This is a genomic window from Verrucosispora sp. SN26_14.1 (assembly GCF_004307965.1).
Taxonomy (GTDB): Bacteria; Actinomycetota; Actinomycetes; order Mycobacteriales; family Micromonosporaceae; genus Micromonospora.
This window is the reverse complement of sequence record NZ_SISL01000001.1, coordinates 25,396-42,173: the sequence shown is the minus strand read 5'-3', so window position 1 is coordinate 42,173 and position 16,778 is coordinate 25,396. Positions and strand designations below refer to the sequence as shown.

Below are 16,778 nucleotides of genomic sequence, written 5' to 3'. Positions count from 1 at the left end.
CGAGATCATCGGCATGATAATAGTGGAATCGATCGATGCCGTCGACCAGTCCCGGCACGCCGGACCAAGGATCGGAGCACCGTGGGCGAGCAGCCGTACGACCACATCGTCTTCGTCTCAATCGACACCCTGCGCGGCGACGCGATCGCCGCCAACCCGTTGAACCTCTGGCGTCGGCGCTTCCCGGAACTGGCGGCACCACCCACCGCCGTCCTCGACGACCTCGTCGGCCGGGGTGCCTTCTTCCCGAACACGATCACCGCCGCCCCCTACACGGCCGCCGCACACGGCGCGCTGCTCACCGGGCGCTACCCCCTGCACAACGGCCTGCACGAGTTCTACAACGGCCGGCTGCGGGCACCGTCGATCTTCACCCACGGCAAGCGGGCCGGCAGACAGACCATCATGAAGGTCGACTTCCCGATCATCCTCGGCCCCGAACTCGGCTTCACCGGGGACGTCGACGTCTACCTCGACGAGGACGACGACGCCTTCGTCGACGCCGTCGCCGCCTCCGAGGGCTGTGTGGCACTGGCCCACTTCGGTGGCGTGCACACCCCGTACGGCTTCCACAACCTCCGCTTCGGCGGCCAGGCATTCCGCGACAAGGTCGACGAACTGGAGGCCATGCTGCCCACGGAGAAGCCGGCGTTCGTCGACCGGCTCGTGGAGAGCCACCGCGACCCGGAGGACGCCGAACTGCTGTTCCGCTACAAGCGGGCCGCCGGCCACCTCTACGAGACCGGCGCGTACGACCTGCTGATGCAGCTCTACCTGGACGGCGTCGCGCACTTCCTGACCACCCGGCTGGAGCCCTTCCTCGACCGGCTCACCCGCCGGGTCGCCGCCACCGGTCGGCGCATGCTGCTGGTCGTCTTCAGCGACCACGGCGAGGAGTTCGACGAGCACACCAACGGCCACTTCAACTCGATGGCCGAGGCGGTGCTGCGGGTACCCGTCGTCCTGGTCGGCGACGGTGTCGCCGCCGGTCTGCACCGGGACCGGATCCGCACCGTCGACATCGTGCCCACCGTGCTCGACCTCGCCGGTCTGCGGCCGGCGGCGGACGACGCCCTGGACGGTCGTAGCCTGGCCGACGCGGCCCGGGGCAGCGGTGGCCCACCTCCCGACGCGGAGGCCCTCGCCGAGGCGTACACCTCCGACCTCGGGGAGTTCATCGCCTTCCAGGAACGCCAGCGGGCCGGCGAGGCGCAGGGCCCACTGCGTCACGTCCTGGTCGGGCAGGCCGCCTACCAGGGCCGGCACCGCCTCGTCCGGGTCCCCCGCAGATACCGCAAGTCCTTCGCCGGCATCGACGAGGTGGAGACCGCCTGGGTCGAGCGCTTCGACGACGACCTGGTGCCACACGTCGATCCCACCGCCGACGACCGCGACCTCCGGGCGCTGCTGGACGCCTACACGCTGGCCCGGACCACCCCGGAGCCGGTACCCGCCACCGTCGACATCCGCGCCCAGCTCCGGTCCCTCGGGTACGCGATCTGACCGGTCGCGGTGCACAGGCACCGCGACCGGCTCACCCGGCCGGAGCCGACTGCGCCGACACCCCCTCCCGCGCCAGCTCGTCGAGGATCCCCACGATCCTCGGTCGGGCCCGGCGCGGGTCCGGCTCGGTCGTGGGCAGCATGGCCAGGCGCTCCACCAGCTTCTCCAGCCGGAAGTTCGTCCGGGCGTCACGCCAGGGGATCAGCGGTGTCTCGTAGTCCTTCTGCCAGAGCAGGTGCACGGCGGTGTCGCTGCCCCACCGCACCTCCTCCAGCGTCTGCCGCCACAGCTGCCGCGCCTGGTGGATGTCCATGCCGTGGTGCCGCCAGGAGTAGTCCGGTGCCTCCGGGTCGTCGACCTCGATACCGAGCTGCTCGGCGTCCTCCCAGACCGGCATCGTCTCGTCCTGGAGCGAGAAGATGCTCAGGGTGAAGTGGCCGGCGTACTCGTCCCGCAGGAAGGTGGACGTCTCGCCGAAGTCGTCGGGCGTCTCCCCGGGATAGCCGAGGATGAACGAGCACCGGTAGCCCAGGTCGCTGCGGGACAGCAACTGGAAGGCGCGGCGGTTGGCGGCGGCGGTCACCTGCTTCTTCATCAGCGTCAGCGTCCGGTCGCTCATCGACTCGAAGCCGATGGACAGCCACCGGCAGTGCGCGGCGAGCAGCCGGTCGACCGTCTCCGCGTCCCGGATGGCGTTGGCCCGGGCGAACGCCTCCCAGCCGATGCCCACCTCCGGCAGCAGGTCGAACAGTTCCCGCAGACGGGTCGGCGGCACCGTGAAGGTCGAGTCGGAAGCTCTGATGTGTCGGGCCCCGTTGACCTCGGCGTACCCGGCCCAGTCGGTGGCGATCTTCTTCGCCGACTTGTACCGCCACTTGGGCGAGGCGGCCGGGAACGAGCAGAACTTGCAGCTGAACGGGCACCCGCGCATCGACTCGTACGGCACGATCGGGCGGCGCCCCCGCATGGTGGGGGAGGGGTGCGCCTCGATGTCCACGTACCGGAAGTCGGTGTGCGCGATGCGACCGTCGTCGGTGCGTACCACCAGGTTCGGCACGTCGCGCCAGTCACCGCCGCCCGCGACGGCCCGCAGCAGCAGCGGCAACGCCTCCTCCGCGTCGCCACGCACCACGCAGGTGACCTCCGGGTGGGCCGCCATGATCTTCAGATACTTCAGGTTGCTGTACTGACCGCCCAGCACGATCGGCACCCCAGGGAAGCGGTCCACGGCCCACCGGATCGCCCGGGACATCGAGCGGTGGTCCCAGACGAAGGTGGTGGAGAGGAGCACCACGTGCACCTGGGCCGACGGGGTGACCGGCTCCCGGTCACCCTGCCAGACCCCGGACAGGTCGAACGCCTCGTAGTCGGTCTCGGCGGCGTCGAGAATGGACTCCAGCGTGGTCGTGGTCAGGTGCGGCACCGGCGCGGCGGTGAGCCCGTCGAGCCCGTCGATGCGCAGCGAGCTGGACCCCCGCCCGCGCGCCGGGCGCAGCAACGGGTGCCGACGACCCTCGCGCTCGAAGCCCAGGTCGGCCAGGGTCAGGTGGGGGTAGTAGTCGGTGCGGAGGCGGTCCACGCTGTCCGGGTCGAACAGCGTGCCGCGCAGCACCCCCTCGTTCATGAAGGCCGGGCCGAGCCCTGACAGCAGCAGTGCGGTCATCGCGTTCCTCTCGACGGTGGTGCGCCCGTCGGTGGGCGACGGGCGCGCCGGCAGCGGAGGGTCAGCGCACGAAGCGGTCGGTGGGGTCCTCGTGGTGCGGCAAGCAGTACGGCGGCTCCAACAACGCCTGCTGACGGGGACTCAGGGACTGCCGCAGCTCGGCCGCCCAATCCAGATAGACCTTGCTCCACGCGAGATGCCCCGGCGCGTACTTGAACATGACCGACCGGCGTTCGTGGTCGGCGTGCCAGGGGTGGGTGCCGTGCGCCATCGCCCCGTTGAAGACCAGCACGTCACCGGCGGCCATCGGCACATGGTGCACCGCCTCGGCCCGGTAGTCCCAGGACTTCGGCAGCGGGTGGTTGCTCTTGTGGCTGCCCGGGATGCACACGAAGCCGCCCTGACCGGCCAGCATGTCGGTGAGGGCCCAACTGACCGTGATCACGCCGTTGGCCATCCGGCCGTGGTGGAAGTGGTAGAACTCCGACTGGCCGTCTGCTTCGAGCGCCCCGCCGTGCAGGGGCAGGCCCGTGGTGCCGGCCCGCATCCGGATGCCGTAGTAGCGGTCCAGCCGGGGCCGTGGCAGCAGGGTGGTCACGACGGGGAAGACCCGCTCGTGGTCGAGCAGGTCGGTGAAGGCCGGCCCCCAGCTCAGGAAGCCGGAGAAGATCTGGTCGGCGAACGTGTCACCGGGCGGCGGAAGCTCCTGGCCGTCGATGATCCGGTTGACCTCACCCAGTTGCTCCGGGTCGAGCACCTCGCGGAGGACCACGAAGCCCCGCAGGTCGAACAGAAAGCGCTCCTCATCGGTGAGCACCTCGTCACATCCTCTCCCGAACCGCCATGACAAAGATCGATGGTAGACGAAGTCCGAACGCGACACGACAGTTACTCCCATGGATATGTTGCTCTTGCCTCGGCCCCTGCGACGCGCTGTAGGATCCGCGCTGAGAGGGATGCGGACGGCCCACGGCGTCGCGTAGCCGCACGGCCCGACCGGCAGGATCGAACGCTCGGGGAGGTTCCCGCTTGGATCCGGAGTTCGTGCCACAGGGACTCGACCTCACCCACAACCGGCGGGCGCTGGCGACGATCCGGGACGCCATGGAACAGACCATGGGGCTCGCCGCGAGCGTCCTGGTCAGGATCCCGGCTACCGATCAGAAGCTGGCGCTGTCGCGGGAGATCTGGGCGCTGGCCCAGGGTGCACAGCTCATCGACGAGCGGATCGGCACACTGCGCACCCGCACCTCCGACGGCGTCACCCCGGACACCGCCCAGGTGCGCCTGCTCAACCGTCTGACCCGGATGTCCGACCCGGGGCGGCAACGGACGGCGCTGGTCGGTGTCTGCTACCCCGACCTGCGGGACCAGGTCTTCCAGCACCGGTCCCGACTGTTGACCGCCGCCGACGAGACCACCGTCGCGTGCCTCACCGACGTGCTGCACCGCATCGACGTGCTGCCCTACGAGCCCACCCTCCGCCAGGACGTCCTGTCCCGACTGCCGACCGGACCCGTCGCGGACACCCCCTGCCCACCCCTTCCGGAGATCCCGGCACGACCCGGGCGCGAACCCGACCTGCGCGAGGGGCGGGCGGTGCCCCCGGACGGACCGGGCCGCTACGGCACGATCCTCTACGACATGGCGTACCGCATCGAGCTGTGCGCGACCGAGGTGTGCGCGGCGGTCCTGGCCCACCACCCCGAGGCGCCGTGGGGTCTGCGCTACGACCTCGCCAAGCAGATCCGGGACGAGGCCCGCCACTTCGAGCTGTTCATGCAGCGGGCCCACGAGTGCGGGCTGGCCCCCGGCGACCAACCGGTGCAGTACGAGGTGTGGGACAAGTTCGCCCTCGGCCGCGACCTCGCGGAACGGCTCATCATCGAACAGCGGATCGGTGAGGGCGCGGCGCTCGACAGTGCGGAGAACGTCCACCGTCGACTCAAGGCCGACGGCGAGGACCACATCGCGATGGTGTTCGAGTACATCACCGCCGACGAGGTGACCCACGTCGCCAACGGCAACCGCTGGCTCCGGCACCTCCTGGGCAGCGAAGAGGCCGTCCAGGAGGCCGAGGAACGGGTGTACCGACTCCTGGAGGAGAACGACGCCGGAGCGCCCTACAAACACCCGATCAACACCGACGCCCGTCGGCTCTCCGGCTTCAGTCCCGCCGAGTTGGCGCGGCTGCGGCGGCGGACCGGGGACGGGGAGCACTGACCGCCGGTCGGGGCGGGCCGACCGGCCACCACCGCTCCAACACGCCGGCCACACCGTCCTCGCTGTTGGACCCGACCACCTCGTCCGCGATCGCCCGGACGTCGGGATGGGCGTTCTCGACCGCGTAGGACCGCCCGGCCCACTCCATCATCGGCAGGTCGTTCGGCATGTCACCGAAGGCGATCACCTCGGACCGGTCGATGCCGAGTTCCTCGGCGAGCGCGGCCAGCGCGGTGGCCTTGGTGACACCGAGCGCGGAGATCTCCATCCGGGCGTCACCCGAACCGTGGGTCACCACCGCGAGGTCGCCGACCGCCGGCCGGACGAGCGCGAACATCGCGTCCGCGTCGAGTTCGGCGTGCCGCACCAGGAGCTTGACCGCCGGGCGGGCGAGCACCACGGTCAGGTCCACGATGCTCACCTCGGGCAGATCGACGTCCCAGCGGGGCCGGTAACCGGGCTCGTGGACGAAGGCGTCACCGTACTCGGCCGCGAACGTCGCGTCCGGCAGGATCCGCCGGATGTTCTCGGCGACCGCCCGCAGACACTCCACCTCCATCGGGTACGACCGCAACACCCGCTGCGTCGGTACGTCGTAGAGCATCGCCCCGTTCGCGCAGACCACCGGCCCACGGTGCGCCGTCTCCGCCAGCACCGGACGTAGCCAACGGGGTGGACGGCCGGTGACCAGGGCCAACGGCGTACCCGAGCGGGCCACCGCGGCCAACGCGCGACCGGTGCGGGCGGAGACCGTCTCGTCCGGGCGCAGCAGGGTCCCGTCCACGTCGGTGGCGATCAGGCGAGGCGTCATCGTGCTCCCTTCCGGCCGAGCCCGCGACACCACGGTCCCGGCCCGGCCGTCACAGCCGTCCGGGCAGCACCACGCCGTAACCGGACAGTCGAAGGTGTATCGCACCGGCCAGGATGATCGCCAGCCCGCCCAGCACGGCGACGTCGCGGGCGGTCATCACCGGGGTGCGGTAGCTGGTCCGGTCGCCGCGCACGGTGAACCCCCGGGCCTCCATCGCCAGCGACATCATCGACCCGTGTCGCAGCGCGTAGACGATCAACGGCACCACGACGGGCAGGAGCTGGCGGACCCGGCGTACCGGATTGCGACTGTCCGCCACGAAGCCCCGCGCCGTCTGCGCCTCGATCACGGTGCCCGTCGCGGTGACGAACGCCGGCACCAGGCGCAACGTGGTGGAGACGACGAACGCCACGGTGTACGGCAGGCGCAGGTGCACCAGCCCGACGGTGACGTCCTCGGTGCTGGTGCAGGAGACGAAGAGCGTACCGACCATCAGCACGACCACGAACCGCAGCGCGGCGGCGATGCCGTACAGCAGCGCCTCCCGGGTGACGCTGACCGGACCCAGCACGAACAGCGTGGTGGCGCCGTCGATGGTGAACTGCCACAGCACGACGTTGACCACGAACACCAGCAGGTAGACGTTGCGGAAGCGGCGCAGATTGCCCAGGCACCCCGCGACGGCGGAGAGCCCCAGCACGATTAGCCCGACCACCGCCACGTACCGGGGGTCGTTGAAGGCGAAGGGCAGTCCGGCCAGCGCGAGCAGGCCCAGCAGCTTGGCCCGCGGATCGAGGGCGTGCACCGGTGACGCGCGGTGGAGGTAGAGGCTCTTGTACACGGTCACCGACCCACTCGGAGGACGGCGGCGAGTTCGTCGACCGTGAGCGCGTCCACCCGCAGCTCGTCGGCGAGGTCCACCACGGGCGGCGGCAGCACCGACGCGGCGGCGAGCACGTCGCGACGCCGGAACACCACCTCGGGCGGCCCGTCGAGGACGATGCGCCCGTCGGTCATCACGACGAGCCGGTCGGCGTACTCGGCGACCAGGTTCGCGTGGTGGGTGACCATGACCACGGTCAGGTCGGCCCGGTTGAGGCGGCGCAGCAGCCGCATGACCGCCTGCTGCTGTCGTTCGTCGAGACCGGTGGTCGGCTCGTCCAGCACGATCACCCGGGGGCTCATGGCCAGCACCGCCGCCACGGCCAGGCGCTGCCGGTCGCCCTTGCGCAGCAGGAACGGGTCGGTCCGGCGCAGCTCGGTCAGACCGACGTCGGCCAGCGCGGCGTCCACCCGGTCGCGTACCTCGTCGTCGGGGAGACCGAAGTTGCGCGGCCCGAAGGCGATCTCGTCCGCCACGGTCGCCGAGAAGAGCTGGTGGTCGGGGTTCTGGAACACGTAGCCCACGTGGCGGGCCAGGTCGGCGCGGGGCAGCCCTCGCAGGTCCCGGCCCAGCACGTCGACCTGCCCCGCATCGGGGACGAGCAACCCGCTGAGCACCTTGGCCAGGGTCGTCTTGCCGGACCCGTTCCGCCCCATGATGGCGGTGAACTGTCCCTCGTGGATGTCCACCGACACGTCGCGCAGGGCCTGCGCCCGACCGTCGGGGTACTCGTGGTCGAGGTGTCGCGCGCTGACCACCGCCGGTCCGGGTGCCCCCCGCGCGCGGGCGGGCCCGGCCGAGGGGCGCAGCGATCCGATCAGCGGCACCGCCTCAGCCACGGTGAGGGCGATCTCGGGCAGCCCGAGCCGGTCGCACACGTCGGCGACCTGCGGTGGCCGGACCCCGTGCCGACGCAGCAGGGCGGGGTCCCGCAGGACGGTGTCGGCCGGGCCGTCCACCGCCACCTGACCGGCCTCCAGCAGCACCACCCGGTCCGCACCGGGTCCGCCGGGTGGGCCGAGCACCGCCTCGGTGTCGTGTTCCACCAGCACGAGGGTCCGAGGCCGACCGCGCCACCACCGCGCCGCGCGGATCACCTCGACACGGCTGGCCGCGTCGAGGTCGGTGGTCGGCTCGTCCAGGATCAGGATCTCCGGTTCGAGCGCCAGGGCCGCCGCCAGTGCCAGCCGTTGCTTCTGACCGCCCGAGAGCGTGGCCGGTTCCCGGTCGCGCAGCTCGGTCAGCCGGAGCAGGCGCAGGTAGTCCTCGACCCGCTGGCGCATCTCGGTCGTCTCGACCGCCAGGTTCTCCAGCCCGAACGCGAGCTCGAGGGTGACGCTGGTGGCGAAGAGCTGACTCTCGAAGTCCTGGAAGACGATGCCGATGTGCTGTGCCACCTCGGCGGCGGCCAGCTCGGCGAGATCCCGGCCGTCGAGGTGCACGGTGCCCTCCCGGCGCCCCCGGACACTGCGGGGGATCAGGCCGGTCAGCGCCATGGCGAGGGTGGACTTCCCGGCGCCCGCCGCACCCAGCAACGCGGTGAACTGCTGGGGCGGCAGGCGCAGGTCCACCCCGGTCAGTGCCGCCGTGGAGGACCGCCGATAGGTGAAGCCCAGTTGCTGCGCGGTCAGCGAGGAGGACATCGTCCCGTCAGAGGAGGAGCGAGCCGAGGAGCACCGCCACGAAGCCGACGCCCACGACGGGGGTGAGCAGGTCGGAACCGCCGAGCTGGATTCCGACGAGCCAGCCGGCGATGCCGCCGACCGCCACGAGCGCGGTGCCCAGCAGCGCGCGGGGTCCTCGGCCCGGTGGCTCGTCGAGATCCATGATCTCGTCCCAGGTCACGCCCATCGCCCGGACCCTCCGGTGCAGGAGGAGGTACAGCAGACCGCCGACCCAGTTGCCGATCACGAAGTTGGCGGCCAGGGTGACCGCGACCACCCGGAACGGCACGAAGCCGAGCAGGTCGAGGCCCCAGGCGAGCACGACCGCGCTCGCCGCCGCCGCGACCACACCGATGGCCAGGTAGGTCAGCACCGGGCGGACCCGGTCACCGGCCGGGGCGTCCTCGACGTCGGCGTCGAACTGCGCCGGACGGGGGCCGAAGCGGGACCAGAGGGTGAAACCGAGGTAGCCGAGCAGGGCGTTCGACAGGAAGCCGAATACCGAGCCGAGTGCCAGACTGCCCGTGAACAGGTCACCGACAATGTTTCCGATGCCGAGGCCCCACGCGCCGGCCGGGCCGAACAGGATTCCGAAAACCATCGGGAAGATGGTGCGGATGGAGAAACTGAGGACGCCCGGCACCAGATCGATGCTGAACGGCGACAACGCGATGTACGCGGTCGCGTACAGAGCGGCAGTGACGGCCGTGAGGACCACCATCTGCGGGTATTTCCACATCAGGATGCACGACCGCATTGCGCCCCCCTAAGACGATCGCGACGAACATAACGCCAACGATGATCACCGTCAACGTGTCGACGTCGGGCCACTTCTGCGGTCGTCAATGAACGCATCGATAAGGTACGATCTCCCGACTGCCCGTAGCCAGCGAGGGGGTTCTCGTGGACCGGCCCAGTGTCCTTTTCGTCTCGCTCGACACCGTCCGCGCCGACGTCGCATATTCCGGGAAGTTCCCCGGCGTGGAGGGGCTCCGCCGCCGAGGTGTCACGTTCCGCCAGGCCGTGTCGTCCTGCCCGCTGACTCCGGTCAGCCACGCCACGGTCTTCACCGGCCTGCAACCACCGAACCACGGCGTCCGTCACCTGTTCCGTGAACAACTCCGCGCCGACGTGCCGACACTGGCCGAACGACTACGCGAGGTCGGCTACCGGACCGGCGCCGTCGTCTCCTGCCCGGGTCTCAACAAGTGGTACGGCATCGACCGCGGCTTCGACTTCTACGACGACGAGATCCCGCTGCTGCCCGACGGGCGGGACCCCCTCGCGGTCGGCGACGTGAAGCTGCGCGGGCTGGCCCTCAAGCGGGCGCCGATGGTCGCCGAGCGGGCCGGCGACTGGCTGGACGAACAGAACTCGCCCTTCTTCCTCTTCGCCCACTTCTTCGACGCGCACTGGCCGTACGAGCCGCCGGAGGACGTCGGCGTGGCCGTCGACAACCCCTACGAGGGCGAGGTCGCCTACAGCGACCACTACCTCGGAGTGCTGCTCGACCGGCTGGCCGCCGCCGGGCACGACATCGACTCGATGCTCGTCGTCTGCTTCTCCGACCACGGTGAGGACCTCGGCGGCTGGTATTCCAACGACCACGCGGGGGAGCGGGGGCACCCGTACGAGGAGGGGCACGGCTGCCTGCTGCACGACACCACCCAGCACGTGCCGATGATCTTCTCCGGACCGGGCGTGCCGGCCGGCCGCGAGTTCCACGAACAGGTGCGGCTGGTCGACATCATGCCCACCGTCCTGGACCTGCTGGGACTGCCGGAGACCCCCACCGACGGCGAGTCCATGACGTCGTTCTTCCGGGACCTGACCGGCACCTCCCGGCCCGCGTACTCGGAGACCTACTTCCCCGAGGAGAAGCGCGAGGCCAGTGACTACCGGGAACTGCGGGCGCTGGCGTCGATCCGCACCGACGGCCGCAGCAAGACGATCTGGCAGCCCGTGGAGGGCGGCGCCGTCGACTGGTACGACCTGACGACCGACCCGGACGAGTTCCACCCCGTCCCGTTGGTCTCCCCGACGGTCGCGCCGCCTGCCCCGCCGCTGGTGGACTGAGCACACCCGGCCTCCGGGACGGCGGGGGAGCAGCACCCGTCGCCGGCCCGGAGGTCGCCCTCGCGTCAGTCCCCGGCCGGGCGCCCCGCCGCGACCTCGAAGAGCATCCGGTCGATGATCCGCCCGTCGGTCTGCTCCACCGCGTGCAGCCGGCGGAACTCCGGTGACATCGACCGGTACACCTGGCGGATCGCCTCCCTGGCGTCCTCGTCGATGGCGCCGTTGTCCGACCAGACGTCGACGTCCTCGACCGAGACGTACCTGCGGGTCTCGACGTCTCCGCAGCCCGCCTCGCGCAGCAGGTCCCCGAGGTCGCCCGGCAGGAAGAAGTGCCGCCGCACCGGGTTACGCAGCCGCAGGATCTCGAAGTACTCGTCGCGGTCGTCGGTGCCGTAGGCGCAGAGGTTGATCAGGACGACCCGGCCGCCCGGCCGCGTCACCCGGGTCATCTCGGTGACCGCGGCCGGCAGCTCCATGAACTGGATGCCCTGCCGACAGACCGTGATGTCGAAGGAGTCGTCGGGGAAGGGCAGGTCCTCGGCGGGGGCGAGGACGAGGTCGTCCAGCGACGGCCGGGCCTGCTCCGCCATGGCCGCGGTCACGTCGACACCGACGAGTCGTGCCACCCGCCCGCTGAACAGCCGGGAGACCAGGCCGGTCCCGCAGGCCACGTCGAGCACCTCGTGCTCCGGCCGGGGCGAGGTCAGGTCGAGGACGAGACGGCCGAGCTCGGTGTCGGTGCACCAGGCGCTGGAGCGGTCGTAGCCCTGCGCCCGCGCGGTGAAGTGGTCGACGACGTCCTGATCGCTAATTGTCACTGCTCCCCCTGTCGTTTCCACAATTCGGGACCGGCCGCGACGGCGCGGGACCGCTGTGCGGTAGCGCGCGGCGGCGATGAGGAACCCCCGCAACGCTGCTGAGCGTGCCCTGCCGAAGGCTCACTGACATTGACGTTGGACTCTAGACGGGCGATGGTCGGCGCGTCTATAGTTCTGACCACCGGGCCTGGTGGGCCGGGCAGTGATGTGCCTGGTCAACGTTTGACGGAGATTCGGGGGCGACAATCCCGCACCCTTTCGTCCAATAGAATTCCGATACCGAATCCGGCGTTTCCCGCGCTGGTCGGCAAATGCTCCGAATTATTCGGGGGAGTGGAACGGTACAATGAGTGCCCTCACTGAGGAATTGTTCGACGAAATTCGCGCGGCGTTCATCGCCGAAGCATCGACCGTCCTGCGCTTCCAGTACTTCGCCCAGGTGTCCGAGATCGAGGGCTCGCTCGACTCCGCCCGGCTGTTCACCGAACTCGCCGAGAGCGCGGCCTGCGTGGCACACGGGCATCTCGACTTCCTGCAGGCCGTGGCCGACCCGGCCACCGGGCGGCCGCTGGGCGACACCGACCTCAACCTCGCCGCCGCGCTGAGCAGTGAGATGGAGGCCGCGACCGCCCGCTACCCGGCGCTGGTCCAGCAGGCACACGACGAGGGGCTGGCCGACGTCGCGAGCTGGCTGGAGACCCTGCGCGCCCTCAAGCACGCGCATCTGGCCAAGCTGAGCGCCGCCCACGAGGCGCTGCGCGGCGTACCCGCCGGGTCACTCGGCGAGCCGGTCGCCGGATGACCACCGGCCAGCAGACCGCCGACCAGGAAGTGAGCCAGCCGATGGAGTCCACGCAGGCCGCCCCGCCCCCGCCCCCGGCGCCCGCCGACACCAGGTACGACGCCAGCACGATCATGGTCCTCTCCGGCCTCGACGGAGTACGCCGGCACCCGTCGATGTACATCGGCTCGGTCGGTGTGGCCGGCTGGCACCACCTGGTCAGCGAGCTGGTCGACAACGCGGTGGACGAGGCGGAGGCGGGACACTGCCGCGACGTCGAGGTCGTCCTGCACCGCGACGGCTCCTGCTCGGTCGGCGACGACGGCCGGGGCATACCCGTCGACCCGCATCCGGAGCACCAGCGCCCGGCCGCCGAGGTGCTGCTGACCACCCTGCACTCCGGCGGCAAGTTCGAGGCCGGGTCCTACCGCACCTCGGCCGGGTTGCACGGCGTCGGACTCTCCTGCGTCAACGCCCTGTCCGAGCGGCTGGAGCTGGACGTGTGGCGCGACGGCGCCCACCACCGACAGATCTACACGCGAGGCGCGCCGGCCGGCGACCTCACGCGGGTCGGCGCATCGGACCGCACCGGCACCCGCATCCGTTTCCTCCCGGACGAGACGGTCCTGGAGACCGCGGAGTTCTCGGCCGCCCTGATCCGCAGCCGGCTGGAGGAGGTCGCCTTCCTGCACCCGACGCTGACCCTGCGGCTGCGCGACGAGCGCACCGGGGAGGACGTCCGGCTCAGCTACCAGTCCGGCGTGGGCGGATTCCTGCGACACCGGCACCGCGACGCGGTGTGGGTGCACCCGGACCCGCTCGCCGTCCGGCACGAGACCGACGACCTGGCGCTCGACGCCGCCTTCTGCTGGACCGAGGGCTACACCGAGGACATCCAGAGCTTCGTCAACAGCGTCCGGACCGACCACCACGGCACCCACGTGGACGGGCTGCGGGCCGCGCTGGCCGAGGTGATCAACGCGTACGCGACCAGCCGCGGCCTGCTCGACACGACCGCCGGGGAACGGATCACCACGGTCGACATCCTTGAAGGGCTGGCCGCGGTCGTCGCGGTCCGGATGCGCAGCCCCCGCTTCGACGGACAGACCAAGAAGCGGTTGCAGAGCAGCGAGGTCGCCGGCTTCGTCCGCGCCGCCGTGTCGGCCGAGCTGACCCGGCAGTTGGCGCTCGACGACGACCTGGGGCAGCGCCTGGTCAAACGCACGCTCGACTCCGCGCGCGCCCGGCTCGCCGCCCGGCTGGCCAGCCGCACCGCACAGGTCCGGCGCCGCCAGATCGAGGTCGACTACGCCGTCTACCAGCGCCAGTTCGGCATCCGCTCGCGCAACTGGCACGACTCCTGCTCCTGGCTCACCGACGAGGGACTGCTGGCCCAGCACGCAGCGCTCTGCGACGTCGCCCCGGACGCCCGGATGCTGGACGTCTGCTGCGGCAGCGGGGTGGTCGGCAACGCCTTCCGGGGCCGGGTCGGCGAGATGATCGGCCTGGACATCACCCCGGAGATGGTGTCGCTCGCCTCCACCCGGCTCGACAAGGTCCACCAGGGCACCGTCTACGACCTGCCGTTCCCGGACGCCAGCTTCGACCTGGTCGTCAACCGCGAGGTGCTGCACCTGCTGCCGAACCCGGAGAAGCCGGTGTCGGAGGTCTTCCGGGTCCTCAGACCGGGCGGGCAGTTCATCGTCGGCCAGATCGTCCCGTACGCCGACGAGGACGCGTACTGGATGTTCCGGATCTTCAAGAAGAAGCAGCCGCTGCTGTTCCAGATGTTCCGCGAGTCGGACTTCCGGCGGCTGTTGCTCGGCGCCGGCTTCACCGACCTGACGATGGAGGAGTACCTGCTCTGGGAGTCGATCGACAAGTGGATCGACACCCACGAGACGACCCCCGCCGCCCGCCAGGAGATCTACCGGCTCTTCTACGACGCCCCGGCCCAGGTGCGGGCGGTGCACCCGTTCGAGGTCTCCGCCGACGGATCGGTCCGGGACCAGTGGCGCTGGTGCGTGTACTCGGTACGGAAACCGGTGTGTTGACCGGCACCGCGCCAGGGCTCGCCGGTCACGCCCACCTGGCGGACCGGCTGACCGAACTGCGCCGGCTGCGGCGACCCGTGGTGCGGGACTTCACCGGCCGGGTCCGGGACCTGGTGGTGCTCGCCTCCAGCTCCCGCAGTGGTTCCAGCATGCTCGCCGAGATGCTGCGCCGGACACCCGCGTTGCTGCACCTGCGCGCGGAGTTCAACCCGTACCTGCGGCTCGCCGGCCTGGTGCCGCCGGACAGCGGGACCGGCAGCGACCAGCTCGACGCCGCGCACCTGGCCGCCCTGCCGCCCGCCCGGCGCCGGGTGTTCGACGAGGAGCTGTCGCTGGACGTCGGTCGACCGGATCCGACGGTCGCACCGGAACAGTTCCTGCTGGACGCGGCCTGGCGGTTCACCATCCAGTGGCCGACGCTGGAGATCGACCTGGCGGCCTGGCTCGACACGGCCCGCCGGGTGCTGGACGAGCTTCGGTCGCAGCCCGACTTCGACCCGGCCTGCCTGTCGCAGGCGGCCCGGTTCCACGCCCGGCTGCACGCCGCCCTCGCCGTACGCGGCGTGCCGATCCGCACCGGCTACTACGACATGCCACCGCACCTCGCCGGACCGCCGTGGCGCCAGGACGTGCGGGGCGCGCCCGGCGACCTGCTGGTGGAGGAGCCGCCCTTCGTGCTCACCGTCGGCTGGCGTTACGCCACCGCGCACGACCTGGCGACCCGCCCGCTGGTGATCAAGACGCCCAGCAACGCCTACCGGCTGGGGTTCCTCCGGGCACTGTTCCCGAACGCCCGGATGCGCGTCCTGCACCTGACCCGCAACCCGGCCGGATCCATCAACGGCCTGTACGACGGCTGGCTCTATCACGGCTTCCACGCCCACAAGATGGACCGGCCCCTGAACATCACCGGCTACGGGCGGGACCGGCCCGAGGACCGCTGGTGGTGGAAGTTCGACCTGCCGCAGGGCTGGCAGGACTACACCCGGGCGACCCTGCCCGACGTCTGCGCCCTGCAGTGGCGCTCCTGTCACCGGGCGATCCTCGACGACGCCGCCACGCTGCGGCTGCCCTACCTGCGGGTGCGGTTCGAGGACCTGGTGCGCTCCGCGCAGAGCCGGGCGGGCGTGCTGACCCGGATCACCGACTGGCTCGGAGTGCCGATGGACGGACCGCTCCGCGCGATCGCGGCCGACGGGCTGCGGGACCCCGTGGTCGCGACCGCGCCGCCGCAACCCGGCCGATGGCGACGGCGGTCGGAGCTGGTACGCGCCGCCATCGGGGGTCCGGAGCGGCGACTGGCCGAGGAGCTGGGATATGACGACGACGAATCCTGGATCTGAGACCACCGCGCCGCCGCCGAGCACTCTGGGCGGTGCCGGGTGGTCGCCCCGGTCGACCAGCCACGAGCAGGAGGTGGCGGCCGGTCGGCTCTGGGCCCGCTGCGGCTACCGGTCGGAGTCCGCGCCGCTGCGGGCGGTGCTGCTCGGCTGGCCGCCGGAGAGCCTGGCACGGATCACCGATCCGGCCGCCGCACTGATGACCGCGCGGGTGGACCTCGGCGCCATGCGCGCGGAGACCGAGGCGGTCGCCGCGGCGTTCGCGGAGGCGGGCGTGGAGGTGGTGCTGGCCCGCCCGGCGGCGGACACGCCACCGAACTTCGTCTTCACCCGTGACCTGTTCGTCGCCACCCCGGCGGGAGTGGTGGTGGGCCGCACGGCCGCCGCGCAACGGGCCGGCGAGGAACGGTACGCCGCCGCCGCACTGGCCGCCGCCGGATACCCGGTGCTGGCCACGGTGGCGGGCAGCGCCACCCTTGAGGGCGCGGACGCGCTGTGGCTGGACCGCGACACGGTGATGGTCGGGGTGGGTTTCCGGACGAGCGCGGCCGGAGCGGAGTGTCTGCGGCGTGTCCTGGCGGACCAGGGCGTGCAGGTGGTCACCGTCCGACTCGGCCCGGGTGTCCAGCACCTCCTGGGCGCGGTGACCTTCCTCGACGAACGGTTGGCGGCGGTGCACGCCGCCGCGGCGACCGATGAGTTGCGGGCGCTGCTGCGCTCCCGGGACGTCCGTTCGGTGGAGTTCGCGCCGGACGACGAGTTGCTGCGGCGACGGGGGATGAACCTGGTGGCGCTGGGGCCCCGGCGGGCCCTGATGCCGGCCGGCGCGCCGGGCATCCGCCGTCGTCTGGAGGGTGTCGGTGTGACCGTGACCGAGGTCGGTGTCGACCAGCACGTCCGGGCCGCCGGGGCGCTGGGCTGCATGACGGGCATCCTGCACCGGGCGGAGTGAGCACGTAGAC

The 16,778-nt window shown here is 71.2% G+C and carries 14 protein-coding genes; 7 read left to right on the top strand and 7 right to left on the bottom strand.

What is annotated here, in order from left to right:
* The first annotated feature begins 81 nt into the window (after positions 1-81).
* Positions 82-1,503, top strand: coding sequence for a sulfatase-like hydrolase/transferase (locus EYA84_RS00180; RefSeq protein WP_131050878.1), 1,422 nt, complete (start codon positions 82-84; stop codon positions 1,501-1,503).
* Between the two features lie 31 nt (positions 1,504-1,534).
* Here the strand turns inward: EYA84_RS00180 and EYA84_RS00175 are convergent, their stop codons facing one another.
* Together EYA84_RS00175 and EYA84_RS00170 are read right to left on the bottom strand one after the other, a co-directional pair.
* Complete coding sequence (locus tag EYA84_RS00175; protein WP_131050877.1) at positions 1,535-3,166, bottom strand: radical SAM protein; 1,632 nt, start codon at positions 3,164-3,166, stop codon at positions 1,535-1,537.
* 61 nt (positions 3,167-3,227) lie between these two features.
* Positions 3,228-3,983, bottom strand: a complete 756-nt coding sequence (locus EYA84_RS00170) for a phytanoyl-CoA dioxygenase family protein (protein WP_161594865.1) — start codon at positions 3,981-3,983, stop codon at positions 3,228-3,230.
* 212 nt (positions 3,984-4,195) lie between these two features.
* Between EYA84_RS00170 and EYA84_RS00165 the strand changes: the two genes are divergently transcribed.
* The gene (locus EYA84_RS00165) at positions 4,196-5,389 is read left to right on the top strand and encodes a DUF455 family protein (RefSeq protein ID WP_131050875.1); all 1,194 of its coding nucleotides are present in this window, start codon (positions 4,196-4,198) and stop codon (positions 5,387-5,389) included.
* On the opposite strand, the gene EYA84_RS00160 is transcribed toward EYA84_RS00165, so the two are convergent.
* From EYA84_RS00160 to EYA84_RS00145, 4 genes are read right to left on the bottom strand one after another with little or no spacing between them, the layout of a single operon-like run.
* Positions 5,334-6,200: an HAD family hydrolase gene (locus tag EYA84_RS00160; RefSeq protein ID WP_131050874.1), complete on the bottom strand. Its 867-nt coding sequence runs from the start codon at positions 6,198-6,200 to the stop codon at positions 5,334-5,336. The two genes, EYA84_RS00165 and EYA84_RS00160, sit on opposite strands and share 56 nt — an antisense overlap.
* A 49-nt stretch (positions 6,201-6,249) precedes the next feature.
* Positions 6,250-7,047 (bottom strand): energy-coupling factor transporter transmembrane protein EcfT, encoded by a 798-nt coding sequence (locus EYA84_RS00155; protein WP_131050873.1) that lies wholly within the window; start codon positions 7,045-7,047, stop codon positions 6,250-6,252.
* Entirely contained in the window at positions 7,044-8,726 is a 1,683-nt protein-coding gene (locus EYA84_RS00150; RefSeq protein ID WP_131050872.1) for an ABC transporter ATP-binding protein, read from the bottom strand. The genes EYA84_RS00155 and EYA84_RS00150 overlap by 4 nt, the downstream gene beginning before the upstream one ends.
* Before the next feature lie 7 nt (positions 8,727-8,733).
* Entirely contained in the window at positions 8,734-9,504 is a 771-nt protein-coding gene (locus EYA84_RS00145) for a QueT transporter family protein (protein WP_131050871.1), read from the bottom strand.
* A gap of 146 nt (positions 9,505-9,650) precedes the next feature.
* On the opposite strand from EYA84_RS00145, the gene EYA84_RS00140 reads away from it, so the two are divergent.
* Positions 9,651-10,823, top strand: coding sequence for a sulfatase (locus tag EYA84_RS00140; RefSeq protein ID WP_201272240.1), 1,173 nt, complete (start codon positions 9,651-9,653; stop codon positions 10,821-10,823).
* 65 nt (positions 10,824-10,888) lie between these two features.
* Here EYA84_RS00140 and EYA84_RS00135 read toward each other — a convergent pair whose 3' ends face one another.
* A complete protein-coding gene (locus tag EYA84_RS00135) occupies positions 10,889-11,641 on the bottom strand; it encodes a class I SAM-dependent methyltransferase (protein WP_201272239.1) in 753 nt (250 codons plus the stop codon).
* Between the two features lie 346 nt (positions 11,642-11,987).
* Between EYA84_RS00135 and EYA84_RS00130 the strand changes: the two genes are divergently transcribed.
* From EYA84_RS00130 to EYA84_RS00115, 4 genes are read left to right on the top strand one after another with little or no spacing between them, the layout of a single operon-like run.
* Complete coding sequence (locus tag EYA84_RS00130) at positions 11,988-12,443, top strand: rubrerythrin (protein ID WP_131050869.1); 456 nt, start codon at positions 11,988-11,990, stop codon at positions 12,441-12,443.
* Positions 12,440-14,476, top strand: a complete 2,037-nt coding sequence (locus EYA84_RS00125; protein WP_201272238.1) for a methyltransferase domain-containing protein — start codon at positions 12,440-12,442, stop codon at positions 14,474-14,476. The genes EYA84_RS00130 and EYA84_RS00125 overlap by 4 nt, the downstream gene beginning before the upstream one ends.
* Positions 14,470-15,819, top strand: a complete 1,350-nt coding sequence (locus tag EYA84_RS00120; RefSeq protein ID WP_131050868.1) for a sulfotransferase — start codon at positions 14,470-14,472, stop codon at positions 15,817-15,819. Before EYA84_RS00125 ends, EYA84_RS00120 begins: the two co-directional genes overlap by 7 nt.
* Positions 15,794-16,768 carry an arginine deiminase family protein gene (locus EYA84_RS00115; protein ID WP_131050867.1) on the top strand — a complete coding sequence of 325 codons (975 nt, stop codon included), beginning with the start codon at positions 15,794-15,796 and terminating at the stop codon, positions 16,766-16,768. The genes EYA84_RS00120 and EYA84_RS00115 overlap by 26 nt, the downstream gene beginning before the upstream one ends.
* Positions 16,769-16,778 lie beyond the last annotated feature (10 nt).

Excerpts from the sequence above, each read along its gene's own strand:
- EYA84_RS00175 (WP_131050877.1), bottom strand. The coding sequence starts at position 3,166 with ATGACCGCACTGCTGCTGTCAGGGCTCGGCCCGGCCTTCATGAACGAG.
- EYA84_RS00160 (WP_131050874.1), bottom strand. The coding sequence starts at position 6,200 with ATGACGCCTCGCCTGATCGCCACCGACGTGGACGGGACCCTGCTGCGC.
- EYA84_RS00150 (WP_131050872.1), bottom strand. The coding sequence starts at position 8,726 with ATGTCCTCCTCGCTGACCGCGCAGCAACTGGGCTTCACCTATCGGCGG.
- EYA84_RS00145 (WP_131050871.1), bottom strand. The coding sequence starts at position 9,504 with ATGCGGTCGTGCATCCTGATGTGGAAATACCCGCAGATGGTGGTCCTC.
- EYA84_RS00130 (WP_131050869.1), top strand. The coding sequence starts at position 11,988 with ATGAGTGCCCTCACTGAGGAATTGTTCGACGAAATTCGCGCGGCGTTC.
- EYA84_RS00125 (WP_201272238.1), top strand. The coding sequence starts at position 12,440 with ATGACCACCGGCCAGCAGACCGCCGACCAGGAAGTGAGCCAGCCGATG.
- EYA84_RS00115 (WP_131050867.1), top strand. The coding sequence starts at position 15,794 with ATGACGACGACGAATCCTGGATCTGAGACCACCGCGCCGCCGCCGAGC.